The organism is Caulobacter sp. SSI4214, from assembly GCF_012184455.1.
GTDB lineage: Bacteria > Pseudomonadota > Alphaproteobacteria > Caulobacterales > Caulobacteraceae > Caulobacter > Caulobacter vibrioides_E.
Window position 1 is genome coordinate 1 of the sequence record NZ_SZWJ01000085.1, and the last position, 18754, is coordinate 18754.

Annotated in this window: 19 protein-coding genes; 10 read left to right on the top strand and 9 right to left on the bottom strand. The window is 68.6% G+C overall.

Annotation, left to right across the window (positions count from 1 at the left end):
• Positions 1-401: 401 nt before the first annotated feature.
• The 3 genes from FCU40_RS18630 to FCU40_RS18640 all read left to right on the top strand — a co-directional run bounded on the left by FCU40_RS18630 (position 402) and on the right by FCU40_RS18640 (position 3050).
• Complete coding sequence (locus FCU40_RS18630; RefSeq protein WP_168076970.1) at positions 402-962, top strand: DUF924 family protein; 561 nt, start codon at positions 402-404, stop codon at positions 960-962.
• Positions 963-1053: 91 nt separating this feature from the next.
• Positions 1054-2004, top strand: a complete 951-nt coding sequence (locus tag FCU40_RS18635) for an SH3 domain-containing protein (protein ID WP_004624180.1) — start codon at positions 1054-1056, stop codon at positions 2002-2004.
• Positions 2005-2210: 206 nt separating this feature from the next.
• Positions 2211-3050, top strand: a complete 840-nt coding sequence (locus FCU40_RS18640; protein ID WP_168076973.1) for a thymidylate synthase — start codon at positions 2211-2213, stop codon at positions 3048-3050.
• An 18-nt stretch (positions 3051-3068) separates the two neighbouring features.
• Here the strand turns inward: FCU40_RS18640 and FCU40_RS18645 are convergent, their stop codons facing one another.
• The 3 genes from FCU40_RS18645 to FCU40_RS18655 form a co-directional block, all read right to left on the bottom strand.
• On the bottom strand, positions 3069-5477 hold the full coding sequence (locus FCU40_RS18645; RefSeq protein WP_168076976.1) for a TonB-dependent receptor: 2409 nt from the start codon (positions 5475-5477) through the stop codon (positions 3069-3071).
• Positions 5478-5506: 29 nt separating this feature from the next.
• Complete coding sequence (locus FCU40_RS18650; RefSeq protein WP_168076978.1) at positions 5507-6484, bottom strand: FecR domain-containing protein; 978 nt, start codon at positions 6482-6484, stop codon at positions 5507-5509.
• A 97-nt stretch (positions 6485-6581) separates the two neighbouring features.
• Positions 6582-7109: an RNA polymerase sigma factor gene (locus FCU40_RS18655; protein ID WP_168076980.1), complete on the bottom strand. Its 528-nt coding sequence runs from the start codon at positions 7107-7109 to the stop codon at positions 6582-6584.
• 167 nt (positions 7110-7276) lie between these two features.
• On the opposite strand from FCU40_RS18655, the gene FCU40_RS18660 reads away from it, so the two are divergent.
• Genes FCU40_RS18660 through FCU40_RS18680 form a run of 5 tightly spaced genes read left to right on the top strand, consistent with a single transcriptional unit; the run spans position 7277 to position 11523 of the window.
• Positions 7277-7978 carry a thermostable hemolysin gene (locus FCU40_RS18660; RefSeq protein WP_168076981.1) on the top strand — a complete coding sequence of 234 codons (702 nt, stop codon included), beginning with the start codon at positions 7277-7279 and terminating at the stop codon, positions 7976-7978.
• Entirely contained in the window at positions 7975-9441 is a 1467-nt protein-coding gene (locus FCU40_RS18665) for an AMP-binding protein (protein WP_168076982.1), read from the top strand. The genes FCU40_RS18660 and FCU40_RS18665 overlap by 4 nt, the downstream gene beginning before the upstream one ends.
• Positions 9438-10106: an iron-containing redox enzyme family protein gene (locus FCU40_RS18670; RefSeq protein WP_004621272.1), complete on the top strand. Its 669-nt coding sequence runs from the start codon at positions 9438-9440 to the stop codon at positions 10104-10106. The genes FCU40_RS18665 and FCU40_RS18670 overlap by 4 nt, the downstream gene beginning before the upstream one ends.
• Positions 10099-10854: an SDR family NAD(P)-dependent oxidoreductase gene (locus tag FCU40_RS18675; protein WP_168076983.1), complete on the top strand. Its 756-nt coding sequence runs from the start codon at positions 10099-10101 to the stop codon at positions 10852-10854. The genes FCU40_RS18670 and FCU40_RS18675 overlap by 8 nt, the downstream gene beginning before the upstream one ends.
• Positions 10855-10869: 15 nt before the next feature.
• The gene (locus FCU40_RS18680; RefSeq protein ID WP_168076984.1) at positions 10870-11523 is read left to right on the top strand and encodes a tetratricopeptide repeat protein; all 654 of its coding nucleotides are present in this window, start codon (positions 10870-10872) and stop codon (positions 11521-11523) included.
• Positions 11524-11639: 116 nt separating this feature from the next.
• On the opposite strand, the gene FCU40_RS18685 is transcribed toward FCU40_RS18680, so the two are convergent.
• Positions 11640-12662: a zinc-binding dehydrogenase gene (locus FCU40_RS18685; protein ID WP_168076985.1), complete on the bottom strand. Its 1023-nt coding sequence runs from the start codon at positions 12660-12662 to the stop codon at positions 11640-11642.
• Between the two features lie 101 nt (positions 12663-12763).
• Here FCU40_RS18685 and FCU40_RS18690 point away from each other — a divergent pair, with 101 nt between their 5' ends.
• Together FCU40_RS18690 and FCU40_RS18695 are read left to right on the top strand one after the other, a co-directional pair.
• Complete coding sequence (locus FCU40_RS18690) at positions 12764-13279, top strand: dihydrofolate reductase (RefSeq protein ID WP_004621280.1); 516 nt, start codon at positions 12764-12766, stop codon at positions 13277-13279.
• Between the two features lie 141 nt (positions 13280-13420).
• The gene (locus FCU40_RS18695; protein ID WP_168076986.1) at positions 13421-14332 is read left to right on the top strand and encodes an SMP-30/gluconolactonase/LRE family protein; all 912 of its coding nucleotides are present in this window, start codon (positions 13421-13423) and stop codon (positions 14330-14332) included.
• Between the two features lie 185 nt (positions 14333-14517).
• On the opposite strand, the gene FCU40_RS18700 is transcribed toward FCU40_RS18695, so the two are convergent.
• The 5 genes from FCU40_RS18700 to FCU40_RS18720 form a co-directional block, all read right to left on the bottom strand.
• Positions 14518-15609, bottom strand: a complete 1092-nt coding sequence (locus FCU40_RS18700; RefSeq protein WP_004621291.1) for an NADH:flavin oxidoreductase — start codon at positions 15607-15609, stop codon at positions 14518-14520.
• A 151-nt stretch (positions 15610-15760) separates the two neighbouring features.
• A complete protein-coding gene (locus FCU40_RS18705) occupies positions 15761-16972 on the bottom strand; it encodes an acyl-CoA dehydrogenase family protein (RefSeq protein ID WP_168076987.1) in 1212 nt (403 codons plus the stop codon).
• A 4-nt stretch (positions 16973-16976) separates the two neighbouring features.
• The gene (locus FCU40_RS18710; protein WP_168076989.1) at positions 16977-17267 is read right to left on the bottom strand and encodes a putative quinol monooxygenase; all 291 of its coding nucleotides are present in this window, start codon (positions 17265-17267) and stop codon (positions 16977-16979) included.
• Positions 17268-17408: 141 nt separating this feature from the next.
• A complete protein-coding gene (locus tag FCU40_RS18715) occupies positions 17409-17687 on the bottom strand; it encodes a hypothetical protein (protein ID WP_168076990.1) in 279 nt (92 codons plus the stop codon).
• Between the two features lie 138 nt (positions 17688-17825).
• Positions 17826-18521 carry a DnaJ family molecular chaperone gene (locus FCU40_RS18720; protein ID WP_004621300.1) on the bottom strand — a complete coding sequence of 232 codons (696 nt, stop codon included), beginning with the start codon at positions 18519-18521 and terminating at the stop codon, positions 17826-17828.
• Positions 18522-18754: the final 233 nt, after the last annotated feature.

Here is an 18754-nt window from a genome sequence, read left to right on the forward strand (position 1 = left end):
TTCCTGAACGACAAGGGCAAGGCCCAGGGCCAGGTTGAGGCTGAGGCTGAGGCTGCTGCTGAGGCTGGCCCGGGGCTGGCCCCGGTTGGCCGCCCCGGTTCCAGCCGCCGGGTCCATGGTCGCCGCCGCGCCCGCCGCCTTGCCAGCCGCCACGATCGCCGCGCGGGCCGCCCTCGCGTTGAGGCTGTCCCGGCTGCTGCTGATCCTGAGCGACCACCGCGCCGGCGGCGCCGGCGTGCGCCGCCGCGCCGCTCAACAGCGAGAGCGCCAGGGCGGTCGTGATCAGACGTTTCATTTCATGCTCCAAGGGCCTTGAGGCCGGCCCGGGCTTGTCCCTTGATATCAGTCTCGGATTCGCCGGATGAACCGGGCTTGAACGGAATAACGCCCAAGGAGCCTGAATGACCGCGCATCCCAATGACGTCGTCAGCTTCTGGCGCCAGGCCGGACCCGCCAAGTGGTTCAAGAAGGACCCCGCCTTCGATCAGGCCATCGCGCTGAAGTTCGAACAGACCCACTACCGCGCCTCGATGCGACGATACGACGGCTGGAACGAGACGCCGGTCGGGGCGCTGGCCCTGCAAATCCTGCTCGATCAGTTCCCCCGCAATATGTACCGTGACACGCCGCACGCCTTCGCCACCGATCCATTGGCCCGGATGTTCGCCCGCGCCGCCATCGCCGCCGGTCACGACCAGGACGTCGCGATCGAACCCGACCTGCGACGGTTCTTCTATCTGCCGTTCGAACACTCCGAGTCTCTGGTCGACCAGGAGTTCAGCGTCGAGCTGTTCGCCGCCTTGCAGGCCGACACCGGCGACGAGGAGTCGATGAAGTTCGCCCTGCTCCACCGCGACATCATCGCCCGCTTTGGTCGCTTCCCCCATCGCAACCCCGGCCTGGGGCGCGAGACGACCGAGGCCGAGCAGGCCTTCCTCGATGACGGAGGCTTCGCGGGTTAGATCGGCTTCATGGGGCACGCTCAATCTTGGCGCGCTCCGGCTGTCCATGTAGGTTGCGCCCGAACGCCATCAGGCCCACCAGGGAAACGATATGAAAGCCTTCCGCAGCGCGCTGACCGTCGGTCTGGCGCTTACTGTCCTGACGCCCGAGATCGTCTTCGCCCAGGCAAAGGCCAGCAAGGGCCAGCAGATGCAGACGCAGGCGTCGGGCGAGGTTCCCCATTGCTCGCGCAAGCTGGGCACGCTGTCGATCGTCGACGGCGACGATCCCAGCGGCTGGACCCAATACAATCTCGCCTCGCCGCAGAAGGTGCTGCGCGCCATTGTCCAGCGCTCGGGTTGCTTCAACCTTGTCGATCGTGGCGTTGGCCTTAGCGCGGCCCAGAAAGAGCGCAATATCGAAGGCAACCTCGGCCTGCAGCGCGGCTCCAATGTCGGCCAGGGTCAGGTCAAGGCGGCCGACTACGTGCTGGTGGCCGAGGTCCAGGGCAGCAACAGCAATGTCGGCGGCGGCGCGGTGGCCGGCGCCATCGGCGGCCTGATCGGCGGTCGCGTCGGCGGCCTGGTCGGCGGCATCAAGACCAAGAAGCTGGAAGCCAACACCGTCCTGTCGCTGACCAATGTCCGCACCACCGAGACCATGTCGGTGGCCGAGGGCTATGCGGTCAAGAACGACATCGGCTGGGGCGCGGGCGGCGGCCTGGGCTTCGCCGGCGCGGTCGGCGGCGGTTACGAAGACACCGACATCGGCCGCATCGTCACCCTGTCGTTCATCAACGCCTACACCAAGATGGTCGGCGATCTGGGTCTGCTCTCGCAGGGCGGTCCCGCCGCCGCGGCGGCCCCGGCCAAGACCTTCACCGCCCAGCGCCCCGTGGCCATGCGCGCCGCCCCTGTCGCCGGCGGCAAGCTGATCCGCACCCTCCCCGCCGGCGCCATCGTCTACCCGACCGGCAAGCAGCAGGAACTGTGGTGGGAAGTGGCCGACGAGAACGACAATGTCGGCTGGGTGCTGAACACCGGCCTCGCGCCGAGCAAGTAAGGTCCTTGGCCCCTTCCCCCTCGCGGGGAAGGGGTTGGGGATGGGGGCGCCGGCTCCGTATCGGTCGGAGCCAGCGCGGACACCCCCACCCCTGCCCCTCCCCGCAAGGGGGAGGGGATCTGACATTGGGATCGTTTGCGTCCATCTGTGGATCGCTTCGGGCGCCGCAGTGTTCAACGACGTGATTCGCCCCCAAAGTCATCCACATGACCACCGCCGTCCTCGACGTCCCGAAAGCCACCGCCGACCATCCCGAGTGGCAGTACCTCGCGCTCCTCGCCGACATCCTCGAAAACGGCGTCCAGCGCGGCGACCGCACGGGCACCGGCACGCTGGGCGTGTTCGGCCGGCAGATCCGCTTCGACCTGGCCAAGGGTTTCCCGGTCCTGACCACCAAGAAGCTGCACCTGCGCTCGATCATCATCGAGCTTCTGTGGTTCCTGAAGGGCGACACCAACATCGCCTATCTCAAGGACAATGGCGTGCGCATCTGGGACGAGTGGGCCGACGAGAACGGCGACCTCGGTCCGGTCTACGGCAAGCAGTGGCGCTCGTGGGCGGCGCCCGACGGCCGCGTGATCGACCAGATCAGCCATCTCGTCGAAAACCTGAAGACCAATCCGAGCAGCCGTCGCCACATCGTCACGGCCTGGAACCCGGCCGATGTCGACGACATGGCCCTGCCGCCGTGCCACTGCCTGTTCCAGTTCTTCGTCGCGGACGGCAAGCTGAGCTGTCAGCTTTACCAGCGCAGCGCCGACGTGTTCCTGGGCGTGCCGTTCAACATCGCCTCCTACGCCCTGTTGACCCTGATGGTCGCCAAGGTCGTGGGCCTGAAGCCGGGCGAGTTCGTCCATACGTTTGGCGACGCGCACCTTTACCTGAACCACCTCGACCAGGCCCGCGAGCAACTGACCCGCGAGCCCTATCCCTTCCCGACCATGACCATCGCCGACAAGCGCGATCTGTTCGGCTTCGAATACGAGGACTTCGCGCTGGAAGGCTACCAGGCCCACCCGCACATCAAGGCCGAGGTCTCGGTCTGATCGGCCGCCCGACGCGCGTCAGTATCGCGCGCGGAGCTCCAGCGAGATCGTCCGAGGCCGCTGCGGCGTGCTCTGCCGCGAAAGCCTGACGGTGAAGGGATTGCCGTAGGCGAAGGTGTCGCCCGCGCTGTCGAAAAGATTGTCCGCCGCCAGGCCCAAGCTGAGCCGATCCGACCAAAGCCGCGCGGCCAGGCGCGTCGTGGCGTAGCCGCCCATGGACGGGGCGGTCGCGCCGTCAAAGCTCAGGCGCGAGTGGCCGACATAGGCCGCCCGCGCGTCGGCGCTCGCGCGCCATCCCCGTCCGACGGACCACGCGTAGCTCGCCGCGAGCGAAGCGGAACCCTTGGGCACGCCCGCCAGGCCGAAATCCTTGCGCCCGGGAAAGGCCGCGTTCACGGTCTCCAGCTCGGGATTGTCCAGCAGGAAATTGGCGTTCAGCCGCAGCCCATCGTTGACATAGCTTCCCTCGAATTCGAGGCCGATATCGCGGCCGTCGCCCAGATTGGCGGTGTAGGGCAGCCCGGACGGCAGCAACTGATCGCTCTGGATGTCCTTCCAGGACGCCAGGAACGAGGCGGCCCGCAATCGCAGCCGACCGCCCATCCAGGATGTCTTGACGCCCGCCTCGTAACTCCAGAGCTCGTCGCCGCCATAGCGGCGCTGCGGCTCGCCCCCGGCGGTGTCAAAAGCCTGGGACGGGATCAGCGCCGTGTTGAAGCCGCCCGACCGATAGCCCTCGGCGGCCTGGACATAGACCAGCGTCGAGGCGCTGGGGGCGAAGGACACCACTACCTTGGGCGCGAAACCGACATAGCTCTGTGCGTCGCGGAAAAGCGCCGACGCGCCGCCCGCCGTGGCGTGGCTGGAGGCCTCCGAGCGCGTCGCGAAGAGTCGCCCGCCGAGGGTCAGGCTCCAACCGCGCCCCAGGTCGCCGATCGCCTCCCCGAACAGCGCCGCCTCGCCCAGGACGTCGCGCCGCCTCTCGCGGGCCAGGGGCGTCGCGGGCTGGTCGGCCAGGACGATCACGCCATCGCGCCCCTGACGCGTGCGGGCCAGGAAGGCGCCGACCTGCCACTGGATCCAGCCCGCCGGACGCGAGGCCAGCGACGCCTCGGCCACCACGGCGCCGACATGATCGCTGTCATCGAAGGCCGTCGCCGCGGCCAGCGGAACCGGAACCGGCGGAGCGGCGCTGGCGTCATAGCGGCTGGAAAGGTCGTGCCGCACCGCGGCCAGGGTCAGCTTCGCGTCCTGCCCCAGAAAGGCGCCCCGAGCGCCGACATGGACCTCCAGGAAGTCGTTGTCGTGCGGCTCGGCGATCCGGCCCCGCCGCGCATAGGGCCCCACGTCGCGCTCGGCGTACTGGGTGTCCTTGGAATTGATCGCCTGGCTGGTCGCGCCGGCCTCGGCCGTCCAGTCGGTCCCAAGCTGGACTTGGGCGGAGAGACGGACGCCGCTTCGGCGGGCGCCGTTGACGTCCGATCTTCCCTGACCAAGATCGTCGATATAGCCGCCCTGCCGCTCGACATAGCCGACCAGCCGCGCGGCGGCGCGGCCCTCCAGCAGCGGCATGTTGATCATCGCCGACGCCAGGCCGCCGGCCTTGCCGCCGTGCGTGGCCGAGGCCGAGAGCGACGTCCAGGCGTCGAAGGCCTCGGGGTCGGGGCGATGGGTGGTCAGTTGCAGAACGCCGCCCAGCGATCCCGCGCCGTAGAGCGCGCCCTGCGGCCCCCGCAGCACCTCGACCTGCCCCATGTCGACCATCAGCAGATCCGGATCGGGGGCGTTGTAGGTCAGCCGCACGTCGTCCAGATAGATGCCGACCATCGACTGGGTCTGGCCGGTCAGGGGCCCGTCCGACAGGCCGCGCAGGATGACCTTGTCGCGCCCCGGCCCGAGATTGGTCACCGTCATCGACGGAACCGTCAGGGCCAGATCGCCAGCGTCGTGCACGCCTTGGGCCGCCGCCGCGCGCTCGTCCAGCGCGCTGACGGAGTAAGCCAGGCGATCGGCGAGCGCCAATCGACGCGTGGCGACGATGACCAGCTCGGAAAGCGGCGGCGGCGCCTCCGCCCGGTCCTGAAAGGCCGGCACGGCGGGGGCGCGCGGCGGCGGAGCGGCGCTGGGGAGGATCTTGTAGGCCCTCGGCGCGACGAGCCGGGCCTCGCAGCCTGTCCCGCGCAGCAGGGCCTTCAAGGCCGCGTCGGGATCCGCGCGACCGGAAAAGCCGGGCGAGAGGCCGCATTCCCGGGCGACGCCGAGATCGATCGAAACACGTCCTTGCAGGGCGAACGCCGTCGCGGCCGCCTTCAGCGGACCGGCGGGAATGGCGAAGGATACGGGCTCGCCCGCGCGCGCGCCCATCGGCGCGACGGCCAGGCCGACCGCCGACGCCATGCCCAGGCGCCGCCATGCGCGGTTATGCAAGATCACGCCCCTCCAACACGGTCAGGGCGTCACCTTAGGACCATTTCCCCGTTCTCGCGATCAACGGTCAGCCCGGCATAGCCGGCCAGCACGCGGACGGCCGCGTCCTGGTCTTCCAGCGCGATCACGCCCGAGAACCGTCGCCCCGCGACTTGGGGCGCGATCCGGATCGGCGTCGTAAAGCGACGGTTGAGGTCGGCGACGATGTCGCCCAGCGTCTCGTTGTCCGCGACCAGTTGGCCCTGCGTCCAGGCGAAGGCGCCATCGGGGGCGACCCGCCGCACCTCCGAGCGCGCCGCGCCCTCCTCATGACGCAGTTCCTGGCCCACCGTCAGGCGAACCGGCGACTGTCCGTCCCGCTGCGCCACCTCGACCACGCCACGCCGCACGGTGACGCGGACGCTCTTGTCGTCGTGACGAATATTGAACTCGGTGCCCACCACCCGCACGCGCTGGTCGCCCACCCCGATCACGAACGGTCGGGAGGGATCCTTGGCCACGTCGAAGCTAGCCTGAGCCAAGCCCATCTCCACCTGACGCTTCCGCCAACCCAGCCGCACGCTGAGCTTGGAGCCGCCATCCAGGGTGATGCGGGTGCCATCGGCCAGGGCGATGCGCCGCGTTTCGCCAGGTCGGGTTTCGTAGGTGACGCTCTGGCCTTGCGAGGCCGTCCACAGCGCGGGTCCTCCGACCAGAACCGCCAGCGAGGCGGCGATCGCGCCGCCGATCCAGACGCGGCGCGCCGGCGCGGGCGTCCGCTTGGGAAAGCTTACGACATTGGGCTGCGGCGGCGGCAGGCGCTCGGCGAGCTCGGCCTTGCGCGCGTCGAGATCGGCGACGATCAGCTCGGCCTCCTCGAACGCCGCCAGCCTCGCCTCGGAACCCTCCAGCCAGTCCGACAGGGCCGCCCAATCCTCCGCCGTCGCCGCGTCGGACTGGACGCGGACCAGCCACGCGACGGCTTCGTCGCGCAACCCCTCCTTCGTTTCCAGGCCCTGATCGCTCATCCGACTTCGCCGTTCGTAGGAAGGCGGTCCGCCTCCCCTTTCGCCCCAAAGACGCCATAATGCCCCGGGCGCCTCAAAAGAATTTCGCGCATCGCCTTCATGGCCACCGCCCCACCTTGGCGACGATGAGCCGGAGGCTGGCCATCATGTATTTCTCGATGCTCGAACGAGACACGCCCATCGCGGCGGCCGTCTCGGAATGACTCAGGCCTTCCAGCTTGTGCAGCCGGAACGCTTCCTGGGCGGCGGGCGGCAGGGCCTTGACCGCTTCCAGGATGCGCGAGAGCTGCAGCTTCGCCGCCGCAGCCTCGTCGGCCGGCGCCTCCTCGGCGATCTGAGCGCCGCCCACGTCCGACACATGCGCTCCATGCCATTGGGCGTCGCGCGCCTCGGCCCTTCGCCGCACCTTGATGCGATCCAGCATCAGGTTCGTGCCGAGGCGGTAGAGGTAGGCCGTCGGATTGTCGATCGCCTCGTCCCGTCGGTCCACGATCTTCAGATAGATATCCTGCACCAGGTCCTCGGCCGCCTCCTCGGAGCGCAGGCGCACGCGAAAGTAACGCAGCAGGTCCTCGCGCCGCTCCATGTAGGCGAAAAGCAGGGGATGGACGTCGGTGTCGTCCAAGGCGCGGTCGCGCTCCTCGAAGGGACGGCGCCGAGAATCCGCGCCTGCGACAATCTTTCCGAACCGCCGGCCCAGCGCAACCGTCGAAAGCTTTGAGGCGCCTTTCTCGGCGCGTCGTCCTTGCCCGTCGAAAGCGCTTGAGCGCCATCCTGGGCAGGAGCCTCCCCTTGCTTGAAGTCGCGATGATGAACGACGGCGCCCACGTCGGCAGTCTATGCTTCGACGCCGATCGCGTGCGCCGGTTCACCTCGGTCGAGCCCCGCGTCATCTCGATCCACCAGCATTTCCGCCCTGAGCGCGAGCGGGTGGAGGCCTATATTCAGGCGACCTACGCCGAGGCCTTCAACGGCCGCATCCGCGCGCACTATCCGACCCTGATGAGCGTGCAGGACGCCGGGGGCCGGATCCACGCCGCCGTCGGCTTTCGCCTGGCCAGCGACGAGCCGCTGTTCCTGGAACGCTATCTGGACGAGCCGATCGAGACGGTGCTGGGCATGGCCCGCGCCGGCGTCGCCGAGATCGGTAACCTGGCCTCGGCCAGCGCCGGCGCATCGCTTTTCCTGTTCATGGCCCTGGCGCGTCACCTGCATCAGCTAGGCCGCGACCACGCCGTCGCCACCGCCACCCGCCAGTTGCGTCGGACCTTCGGCCGCGTCGGTTTTCCAACCCGGACGCTGACCGCCGCCGATCCCGCCCGCCTCGGCGCCGAGGCCAAGGACTGGGGCGGCTACTACGCGCGCGACCCCGAGGTGCTGGCCGGCGCCATCGCCCCCGCCCTGGCGCCGCTGAGTCAGCTGCTGATGACCCAACCGCCCGCGATCGACGGCGTTCGCGCCCGCCTGCACCCGCGCCTGGGAGAGCTTTCATGAGCCGCGTCCTCGCCGCCGTCGGCCAGCGCGCGCGTCTGAACGACGACGCCATCGCGCTGAGCGACCAAACCGTGGCGTTCACCTATGGCGCGCTCGAGACCGCCATCGCCGCCGCCGCCCGAGACCTCCAGGCCTGGGCGCCGCGCGTCAGACCCGGCTCGCCGGTCGCCGTGCGCCTGCCCAACGGCCCCGCCTGGGTGATCCTGGACCTGGCCCTGATCCGCCTGGGCTGGATCAGCCTTCCCCTGCCCGGCTTCTTCACCGACGCCCAGCGCCAGCACGCCATGGCCGACGCCGGCGCGAGCCTGCTGATCGAGGCGTCGGACGGCGACAGCCAGGACCTCGCCATCGCCACGACCGCGCTTCGCGTGACGCCACTCGACCTGCCCCCGCGCGCGCTCCCGGCGGGTACCGCCAAGATCACCTACACTTCGGGCTCGACCGGCCAACCCAAGGGCGTTTGCCTGTCGCTCCAGCAAATGGAGGCTGTCGCCAGCGGCCTCGTCGCGGGGATCGGGGCGGATTACGCCGGCCTGCATCTGCCCCTGCTGCCGCTGTCCATCCTGCTGGAGAACGTGGCCGGGCTTTACACCACCCTGCTGGCCGGCGGTCGCTATCATGTCCTGCCGCCCGGGCCGCTTGGCCTGGCGGATCCCTTCCGGCCCGATCTGCCGAAACTGGCCGGCGCCATCGCCGAGCAGGGCGCCAACAGCCTGATCCTGGTGCCGGAACTGCTGCGCGCCCTGATGATGGTCATGACCTTCACCGGCGTCCGCCTGCCCGACCTTAAGCTGGTGGCCGTCGGCGGCGCCAAGGTCGCGCCCTCGCTGCTGGCCCGCGCGGACGAGCTGGGGCTGCCGGTCTACGAGGGCTACGGCCTCAGCGAGTGCGCCTCAGTCGTGGCGCTGAACACCCCGTCCGGGCGCAAGGCCGGAACGGTCGGACGCCCCCTGCCGGGCCTTGACGTCTCCATCCGGGACGGCGAGATCGTCGTCGGAAATTCGGGCTTCCTGGGCTACGCCGGCGGCGAGCCCCGCGAGGGTCCCGTCTTCACCGGCGATCTGGGCGCGTTCGACGAGGACGGCTTCCTGCGGATCTCGGGCCGCAGACTCAACACGATCATCACCGCGCACGGCCGCAACGTCGCGCCGGAGTGGGTGGAGAGCGAGCTGACCGCCCAGCCGGAGATCCGCCAGGCCGTGGTGCTGGGCGAGGCCCAGGCCGAGCTCTCGGCGCTGATCGTGCCCCTGATCCCCGGCATGGATGAGGCGGCGATCGCCGGCGCGGTGGACCGGGCCAACGCCAATCTGCCGCCCTATGCCCGCGTCGGCCGCTGGCTGGTCCGCGACGCCTTCGATCCCGCGGCCGGCGAACTCACCAATAACGGACGTCCCCGTCGCGCGGCGCTCAGCGCCCGCCATCGGGACTTTCTGGACGCTTCCACGACAGGAGACCTCGCGTGACCTTTTACCAACGCCTCGTCGGCGAGACGGTCGGCGGCCAGATGGCCCTGGCCTCGACGCCGCAGATCCAGGACGGCCTCGCCGGCCGCATCTCGCGCGAGACCTACATCGCCTATCTGACCGAGGCCTATCATCACGTGAAGCACACCGTGCCTTTGATGCGGGAGGCCCGCGCCCGGATGGACGCCGCACACCAGCGGTTCGTCCAGGCCCTGGACGACTACATCGCCGAGGAGACCGGCCACGAGCACTGGATTCTCGCCGACATCAAGAACTGCGGCGGCGACGCCGAGGCCGCGCGGACCGGCACGCCGCGTCCGGCGACCCTGGCGATGACCGACTACGCCTATGACTACATCCGCCACCGGAACCCGATGGGCTTCTTCGGCATGGTGTTCGTGCTGGAAGGCACCAGCGTGCGCCTGGCCACCCAGGGCGCCGAGGCGGTCGCGCGGAACCTGGGGCTCGGCCCCGAATGCTTCAGCTACCTGACCTCGCACGGGTCGCTGGACCTGGAACACCTGGCCTTCTTCGAGACCCTGATGAACGAGGTCGAGGATCCGGCCGACCAGGCGGCGATCATCGAGGTGGCCCAGGCCATTTTCGAGCGCTTCGCCAAGGTCTTCCTGTCGATCCCCCACACCCGCGAGGCCGCCCATGCTTGACGGCAAGACCGTTCTGATCACGGGCGCGTCCGGCGGCCTCGGCGCCTTGGTCGCCGAACAGCTCCGGGCGGAAGGCGCGCGCATTGTCGCCCTGGGTCGCTCGCGCCCCGCCGGGAGCATCGACCAGTTCCTGCGCCACGATCTGTCGACGCCCGAGGGGATCGAAGCCGCCGCCCAGGCGGTGGCGGACCGCCCTTGGGACCTGCTGGTCAACCTGGCCGGCGCCCAGCACTTCGGCCCCGTGGAACAGGAGACGCCCGCGCAGCTGGTCTCGGGCTACCTGGTGAATCTGGTCGCCCCGGTGCGCCTGGCCCAGGCGGTCGCGCCGGGCATGAAGGCGCGCGGGTCAGGCCAGATCGTCAACATCGGCTCGATCTTCGGCTCGATCAACTTCGCCCATTTCGCCACCTATTCCAGCGCCAAGGCCGGGCTTCGCGGCTTTAGCCAGGCGCTGCGGCGCGAACTGGCCGGCACGGGGGTGGACGTCACCTATGTGGCGCCGCGCGCGGTGCGAACGGCCATGATCTCCGAGCGCGTGCTGGAGTTCGCCAAGCTCACTCAGATGCACATCGATCCGCCCGAGGCGACGGCCGCTCGCATCGTCGCCGCCATCAAGGCGCGGCGGCGCGACGTCTATCTCGGCTTTCCCGAAGCCTTCTTCGTCCGCCTCAACGCCCTGCTGCCGGGCTTGGTCGATCGCGCCCTGTCGGCCAACGACCGCAAGGCCGCTCGGCTCTTCGCCCGCTAGATTTCAGGACCGCATATGACCCGAAAACTCCTCCCCGCCCTTAGCCTGACCCTCTCGCTGATGGCCGGCGCCGCCCGCGCCGACGCGCTTGATCCCCGCCTCGACGGCCTGGCGCGCGCCTGGGCTCACGCCAACTACGAGATCACCGACAAGAGCGCCCAGGGCGAGGCCGCCGCGCAGGTGGCCGCCGAGGCCGACGCCTTGGCCAAGCAGAATCCCGACCGCGCCGAACCCCTGGTCTGGGAGGCGATCGCCAAGGCCACGCAGGCCGGCGCCAAGGGCGGGCTGGGCGGCCTGGCCCTGGCCAAGGAATCCAGGGCGCTCCTGGAAAAGGCCGAGAAGATCAATCCCGCCGCCCTGGGCGATGGATCGGTCTATACCAGCCTCGGCTCGCTCTACGCCCAGGTGCCCGGCTTTCCGATCGGGTTCGGCGACCCGAACAAGGCGCGCGCCTATCTGCGGAAGGCCCTGGCGGCCAACCCCAATGGCGTCGATCCCAACTTCTTCTACGGCGACTTCCTGATGCGTCAGAACGACTATGCCGGCGCCGTCGCGGCCTTGAAGAAGGCCATCGCCGCGCCGGCGCGTCCGGGCCGCGAAGTCGCCGACAAAGGCCGCAAGGCTCAGGCGGCGGCGCTTCTGAGCCAAGCCCAAGCCAAGCTGCGATAGAGCGTGACGCCGAAAGTGGGAACCGGTTTCGGCGCGAGTCACGCTCTAAGTATCTGATTTAGAGCCTCGCGGGCGCGCGCCATCCGACCGCCGCGCCCGCGCACCAAATCCTCGGTTCAGGGTCTGAGCACGATCTTGCCCGCCAGTTGCGCGGACTGCAGCAGCGCCTGGGCCTCGGCCGCTTCGGCCAACGGCAGCACCTTGGCGATCTTCGGCTGGATCGCCCCGGACGCGATCAACTCCAGCACCGCCGCCAGGTCTCGCCGGTAAGGCTCGGGGCGGGCGTCGCGCCAGGAAGTCACGTTGTAGCCGACGACGCCTTGGCTGTGGCTGAACAGCCGAAGCGCCGACAGGCGGTCGGCCAGCAGCATCCCGATCATCGCGGCCGGGCGCGCCTTGCCGCCCCGGGTGGCGTCGTAGCCGCCATACAGCACCGCGGTTCCACCGTCGCGCAGCGCCGCGAGGGAAGCCGCCTTCAGATGCGCGCCGCCCACATGGTCGAAGGCCGCCACGACCCCGCCGTCCGAGATCGCCATGGCGCGATCGGCGACCGCCTCGGCGCGATAATCGATATGGACGCCGCCCTTGGCCTCGACCTCGCCCTTCTTGCCGGCGGAGGCCGAGCCGATGGCTCGCACGCCCGCGCGCCGCGCGAAATCCAGCAGCAGACCGCCGACCCCGCCGGCGGCGCCGTGGACCAGGACCCACTCGCCGGGCGCGGCGCTGGCGACGCGATGGAACATCTGCCAAGCGGTTAGGCCGTTCAGGACCCCGGCGACCAAGGCCTCGGCTGGCGCGTCCTCCGGCGCGGCGACCAGAAAGCGCGCCTCGACATTCCGGCGCGTAGCGTAGGAGCCTGTCACCGTCAGGGCGGCCACCCGCTGCCCGATCTCGAAGCCGACCACCTCCGGACCCAGGGCCTCGATCCGGCCGACGAAGTCGTAGCCTGGCGTCACCGGCGCCTTCACGCCGGGATAGAGGCCGGTCCGCATCACGACGTCGGCGAAGGCTACCCCCGCGGCCTCGATCGCGACCCGCGCCTGGCCTGGTCCGGGAGGCGGCAAGGAAACCTCGCGGCCCTTCAGCACCTCGACCCCGCCGGTGCGCGCCATGTGCATCTCGAACGCCGTCACCGTCATCGCGACCTCCCCGACCGTCGATATCGATCTCGCACAGTGATCAACACCCCGCGTTCGATCAAGGCATGGCGCGCCGAGCCGACGCTCGCTAATCAAGGCGCATGAGCACGCCCATCCTCGCCCTCGTCGTCGCCCGCGCCGCCAACGGCGTGATTGGCCGTGACGGCGACCTGCCCTGGCGGCTGAAGTCGGACCTGGCCCTGTTCAAGGCCAACACCCTGGGCAAGCCGGTGATCATGGGCCGCAAGACCTGGGACAGCCTGCCCCGCAAGCCCCTGCCGGGCCGGATGAACGTCGTCCTGACGCGCGACCAGAGCTTCGAGCCCGAGGGCGCGGTGCCCTGCGAGACCTGGATGGAAGCCGTGCAGATCGCCAAGGAACAGGCGGCCGACGACGGCGTCGAGGAGGTCTGCGTGATCGGCGGCCGGGCGCTGTTCGAACTGGCCCTGCCCAAGGCCAGACGTCTTTACCTGACCGAGGTGGACGCCCAGGTCGAGGGCGACGTCCACTTCCCCGCCTTCGATGAAAGCGCCTGGATCGAAGTGCGCCGCGAGGAACATCCCGCCGGCGAAGGCGACGACCACGCCTTCGTGTTTCGGATTCTGGAGCGGCGCTGACGGGTTAGGCTTAGGCTCAAGCGACCTGCTCCCGAGACTACTCCCGCGCGCGCGACACGGTTCGCCGAACAGACCCCTCGCCAGGTTCAAACGAGCGTTTATAGTCCTCGCCAACGCTCATCAGAGGCGAAGGGAGACGTCATGGACATCGAACTGGTCACCGAAGGTTTGCAGTTCCCGGAAGGCCCCGTGGCCATGGCCGACGGCTCGGTGATCCTCACCGAGATCCAGGGCCAGCGCCTCACGCGGGTCTGGCCGGACGGCCGCAAGGAGACGGTCGCCGAGACGGGCGGCGGTCCCAACGGCGCCGCGATCGGGCCCGATGGCGCGCTCTACATCACCAACAATGGCGCCAGCTTTCAGTTCTTCGAGGCCAATGGCCTGAACATTCCTGGCCCCACCCCGCCCGAGCACACCGGCGGCTCCATCCAGCGCGTCGACATCAAGACCGGGGCGGTGACCACGCTCTATAGCGAATGCGACGGCAAGGCGCTGGTGGGTCCCAACGACCTCGTCTTCGACAAGCAGGGCGGCTTCTGGTTCACCGATCACGGCTGTTCGACGCCCGACGGCCGCAAGTATGGGGCGCTCTACTACGCCCTGGCCGATGGCTCGAAGATCACCCGTTGGCGCGATCACTTCGTCTCGCCCAACGGCGTGGGCCTGTCGCCGGACGAGAAGACCGTCTACATGGCCGACACCATGCTGGGGCGGCTTTGGTCGTTCGACGTGGCCTCGCCGGGCGTGCTGGCCGATCCTCTGCCTCTGCAGCCCGGCAACGTGGTCTGCAATCTGCCGGGCTACCAATTGCTCGACAGTCTGGCGGTCGAGGCCGGCGGCAAGGTCTGCGTCGCCACGATCATCAACGGCGGCGTCACCGCCTTCGACCCGGATGGCACGACCGAGCACTACGCCTTCCCGGACGTGATCGTGACCAATATCTGCTTCGGCGGCGTCGACATGCGCGACGCGTGGATCACCGCCTCGGGTACCGGCAAGCTCTACAAGGCGCGCTGGCCGCGTCCGGGCCTGAAGCTGAATTTCAACGCCTAGAGCCTTTAGCCTGAAATCGGAATCGATTTCAGGCGTTAAAAAGGCTCTAAATCAAATGTTTAGAGCGTGAGATAAGCTGAAACCGGTTCCCACTTTCAGCCTCACGCTCTAATCGGCGCCGACTGAACACGGAAACACCGATCCCCTTTGGAGGAGATCGGTGTTTCAAGGCCAAACAGTCTGGCTTAGTAAAGCGTCGCCAGCGCCGAGCGTTCGTAGTTCAGCAGCTCGTCGGTGCGGCCGTCGCGGATCTTCACGACCCATTCCGGATCCTGCAGCAGGGCGCGGCCGATGCCGACGAGGTCGAACTCGTCGCGAGCCAGGCGCTCTAGCAGGCCGTCGATCGAAGCCGGCTGACTGCCCTCGCCGGCGAAGGCGGCGACGAACTCGCCCGACAGGCCCACGGAACCGACCGTGATGGTGGGCGCGCCGGTCAGCTTCTTGGCCCAGCCGGCGAAGTTTAGGTCGCTGCCTTCGAACTCCGGCTCCCAGAAGCGGCGCTGGCTGCAGTGGAAGATATCGGCGCCGGCGTCGGCCAGCGGCTGCAGCCAGGCTTCCAGAAGTTGCGGCGTCTCGGCGTTCTTGACCGAGAAGTCCTGCTGCTTCCACTGCGACAGGCGGATGATCACCGGATAGTCGGGGCCCACGGCGGCGCGCACGGCCTTCAGGATCTCGGCGGCGAACCGGCTGCGTTCGGCGATCGTCGGACCGTTCAGGTGGTCTTCGCGGATATTGGTGCCGTTCCAGAAGAACTGGTCGATCAGATAGCCGTGGGCGCCATGCAGCTCGATCGCGTCGAAGCCGAGACGCTTGGCGTCGGCCGCGGCGGTGGCGAAGGCGGCGATGGTGTCGGCCACGTCGGCGTCGGTCATCGGCGTGGTGAAGGGCTCGCCGCCCGCCTTGGAAATGCCCGAGGGGCTGTCGACCTTGCCCAGCTTGTCCTTCCCCTGCGCCGAGCCCACGTGCCACAGCTGCGGGGCGATCAGCCCGCCGGCGGCATGGACCTCGTCGACGACCTTCTTCCAGGCGGCCAGTTCCTTGTCGCCGTGGAAGCGCGGAATGTTGGCGTCGTTCAGCGAGGCGGGACGGGCCACGCCCGTGCCCTCGGTGATGATCAGGCCGACCTTGTTCTCGGCCCGACGGCGGTAATAGGCCGCCACCTCGTCGGTCGCGACGCCGCCCGGCGAGAACGACCGCGTCATCGGCGCCATCACCGTCCGGTTCGGCAGCTTCAGCGACTTGAATTCGAACGGCTTGAACAGGGCGTCGAGGGACATGGAGTCTTCCGTGGATGGAAAAGGATCGAGCGCGATCCAAACATCCGTTTGGATCGCGCGTCCATGCAGAAAAACTGGAACCGCGAGTGTTTCGGAGCGCGCGCCCCGCCGTCCCGTCGCTTCGCCGCGACGCGTCGGCGGGGCTTTGGCCTCAGAGACCCAACACCATCTTGGCCATGATGTTGCGCTGGATCTCGTTGGAACCCGCGTAGATCGAGGCCTTGCGGTAGTTGAAATAGGCCGGCGCCGCCGGGGCCGCGTAGTCTGGTCCCGCCCGGCCGTCATTCGCGGGCGACCACGGATCCTGGACGAACGGCGCGGCATAGTTTCCCACCGCCTCGACCGTCAGCTCGGTGATCGCTTGCTGGTATTCGGAGCCCACGCATTTCAGCATCGACGAGGCCGGGCCGATCGCCTTGCCCGCGGTGCGCCCGGAGAAGATCCGCAGCTCGGTGGCGTTCAGCGCCTCGACCTGGATTTCCAGGTTGGTGATCTTGGTCCGGAACTCGGCGTCGTCGATCAGCCGTCCACCGTCGTCCGCTCGCTCCAGGGCGGCGATGCGCTTGACCTTCTTCAGCATGTTCATCAGGCCCGGCGCGTAGGCGTTGCCGCGTTCGAACTCGAGCAAGTACTTGGCGTAGGTCCAGCCCTTGTTCTCCTCGCCGATGCGGTTGGCGACGGGGACGCGAACATTGTCGAAGAAGACCTGGTTGATCTCCTGCTCGCCGTCGGGCGGGCCGTCCAGGGTCGGCAGCGGCTTGATCTGGATACCCGGGGTGTCCATCCGCAACAGCAGGAACGAGATGCCCTCCTGCGGCTTGCCCTCGTTCGAGGTGCGGACCAGGCAGAACATCCAGTCGGCCCACTGGGCATGGGTGGTCCAGATCTTCGAGCCGTTCAGGACGTAGTCGTCCCCGTCCCGCTCGGCCTTCATCTGCAGGCTGGCCAGATCCGAGCCCGAGCCCGGCTCCGAATAGCCCTGGCACCACCAGATGTCGGACCGCAGGATCGGCGGCAGGTGCTGGGCCTTCTGCTCTTCGGTGCCGAAGGCCATGATCACCGGCGCGACCATCTTCAGCCCCATCGGCGAGGAGGTCGGCACGCCGGCCAGGCTCATCTCCATGTTGAAGATGTAGCGCTGCGAGGCGGTGAAGCCCGCCCCGCCCAGTTCGACCGGCCAGTCCGGCGCGGCCCAGCCGCGTTCGAACAGCTTCTTCTGCCAGGCCACCTGGCCCGCCTTGTCCAGATAGCCGTTCTTGGATTGGCTGTACTGCTTGCGCAGGCCTTCGTCATAGGCGGTCGCGATCCAGTCGCGGACCTCCTGTTGGAAGGTCAGGTCCTCGGGCGAGAAGGCCAGGTCCACGGGTCTACTCCACCGCGTCCAGATATTCGATCACGGGCGCGCCGGCCATGAACGGCCCCATCGCCGCGCCGGCGGCCTTGAAGTAGTCCGTGCCGCCGTGCGCCTTCAGAGCGTCGGTCGAGGCGTAGAGCTCCAGCACCTTGTAGACGCCGGCCTCGGTCTTGGACTTGGTCAGCTGGTACATCAGGCAGCCCGACTCGTTGGCCTTCACCTTGGCGGCCAGGTCCAGGAACGCCTTTTCGAAATCAGACGCCTTGTCCGGCTGGACCTTCAGGGTCGCGACAACGCCGATCATGCTTACCTCCCAACGCTTGTTTGAACGCGAGGATGGGGCACGGGCGCCGCGGGAGCAAGAGCGACGTTGGGGAAGACCGAGGCCCGCCGCCCGGGAAGACTCGCCCCAGCCGCGAACGCAGGGCAAGCGGCCTGTTGGAACTTACGGCCGCTCGTTCCAGCCGTAGGCGACCCACGAATGGCCGCCGACATTGCGCGCCTCGATCAGGCCGTCGTCGGCCGGCGCCGGGGCGACCTTGCGGCCGCGGAAGGCGAAGGCGGCCAGGCCGAACAGGGCGCTGCCGATGAAGCCGACCACGACGACCGTCGCGGCGAACACCACGGCCAGCACGGCCCCGACCACCACGGCCACGGACGTCGCGACCGCCCCGGCGATCCAGGCCAGGTTATGCGTTGGCGAAACGGCGGCGGTGCGGCTCATCGTGATCCTTTCGTCACGTCCATGGTCAATGAAATTGGTTCACGGACGCTGAAACTCAACAGAACACCCGCCGGGGGCGGATGAAAAGCCCTTTCGGCGCCTTAGAGGCGCGACCAGGGCGAGACAAAACGCCTCGGTTCAACCCGCGGCCGCCAAACCCAGCTCCTTGCGCTCGCGCATCACGGTCGAGAAGGCGGCGTTGATCGCCGCGGCCTTCTTCTCGGCCAGCGCGATGAAGTCGGCCGGCAGGCCCCGCGCCCGCGCCCGATCGGGATGGGCGTTGGACAGCGCGGTCTTCCAGGCGTGGCGCACGGTGGCGTCGTCAGCGTCGGCCGGCACCTCGAGGATCGCATAGGGATCGTCGGCGCCGACTCCCAGGTGAGTCGCGCGCAGGCGGCGGAACGACAGCGGCGACATGCCGAAAAGGTCGGAGACCCGCGCCAGATAGTCCAGCTCGTCCTGGGTCACCACGCCGTCGGCCTTGGCGATGTGGAAGAGGCCGTCGACGACGTCCTCCAGCAGCTGCGGACAGCTCGAATAGCGCTTGGCCAGCCGCTTGGCGTAGCTTTCGAAGCCATGCGTGGTCTGGCGGGCCAGATCGTAAAGGCGGTGGATATTCGGTTCGGACGCCGGATCGGGCTGGAAGACCTCGGTGAAGGCGGCGAACTCGTGCCCGTCCGCGCGACCGTCGACCTTCGCGAGCTTGGCCCCCAGGGCCGTCACCGCGGTCGAGAAGGCGGGATCCTCGCCCGGCAGACCGGCGGGACATTCCGTGCAGTCCGCCAGATCCAGGCGCCGGGCGGCGATGCTCGCGATATTGCGCCAGAAGCTCATGGAGCGCCTCGAAACCAGCGGCAGACAAAGACTATACGCGCGATCGACCCTCTCGGATCATCTCGCCGACGCGCTTTTAGCACGGTGAGAATGATCATTCACATGACATTGACGCAATGCGGCGAAAACGCCCGACCAATCGCCCGGGAGCCTTCTCGTCCTTCGTCCGTTATGGCCACGCTTGAACCTTGATGGTCACGCAACGGTCCCAATCCGGATCGAAATGCTCTAGT

Coding starts and splice junctions, on each gene's coding strand:
- FCU40_RS18720 (WP_004621300.1), bottom strand. CDS start 18,521: ATGAGCTTCTGGCGCAATATCGCGAGCATCGCCGCCCGGCGCCTGGAT.
- FCU40_RS18665 (WP_168076982.1), top strand. CDS start 7,975: ATGAGCCGCGTCCTCGCCGCCGTCGGCCAGCGCGCGCGTCTGAACGAC.
- FCU40_RS18685 (WP_168076985.1), bottom strand. CDS start 12,662: ATGACGGTGACGGCGTTCGAGATGCACATGGCGCGCACCGGCGGGGTC.
- FCU40_RS18640 (WP_168076973.1), top strand. CDS start 2,211: ATGACCACCGCCGTCCTCGACGTCCCGAAAGCCACCGCCGACCATCCC.
- FCU40_RS18680 (WP_168076984.1), top strand. CDS start 10,870: ATGACCCGAAAACTCCTCCCCGCCCTTAGCCTGACCCTCTCGCTGATG.
- FCU40_RS18630 (WP_168076970.1), top strand. CDS start 402: ATGACCGCGCATCCCAATGACGTCGTCAGCTTCTGGCGCCAGGCCGGA.
- FCU40_RS18650 (WP_168076978.1), bottom strand. CDS start 6,484: ATGAGCGATCAGGGCCTGGAAACGAAGGAGGGGTTGCGCGACGAAGCC.
- FCU40_RS18635 (WP_004624180.1), top strand. CDS start 1,054: ATGAAAGCCTTCCGCAGCGCGCTGACCGTCGGTCTGGCGCTTACTGTC.
- FCU40_RS18715 (WP_168076990.1), bottom strand. CDS start 17,687: ATGAGCCGCACCGCCGCCGTTTCGCCAACGCATAACCTGGCCTGGATC.
- FCU40_RS18690 (WP_004621280.1), top strand. CDS start 12,764: ATGAGCACGCCCATCCTCGCCCTCGTCGTCGCCCGCGCCGCCAACGGC.
- FCU40_RS18695 (WP_168076986.1), top strand. CDS start 13,421: ATGGACATCGAACTGGTCACCGAAGGTTTGCAGTTCCCGGAAGGCCCC.
- FCU40_RS18675 (WP_168076983.1), top strand. CDS start 10,099: ATGCTTGACGGCAAGACCGTTCTGATCACGGGCGCGTCCGGCGGCCTC.
- FCU40_RS18700 (WP_004621291.1), bottom strand. CDS start 15,609: ATGTCCCTCGACGCCCTGTTCAAGCCGTTCGAATTCAAGTCGCTGAAG.
- FCU40_RS18710 (WP_168076989.1), bottom strand. CDS start 17,267: ATGATCGGCGTTGTCGCGACCCTGAAGGTCCAGCCGGACAAGGCGTCT.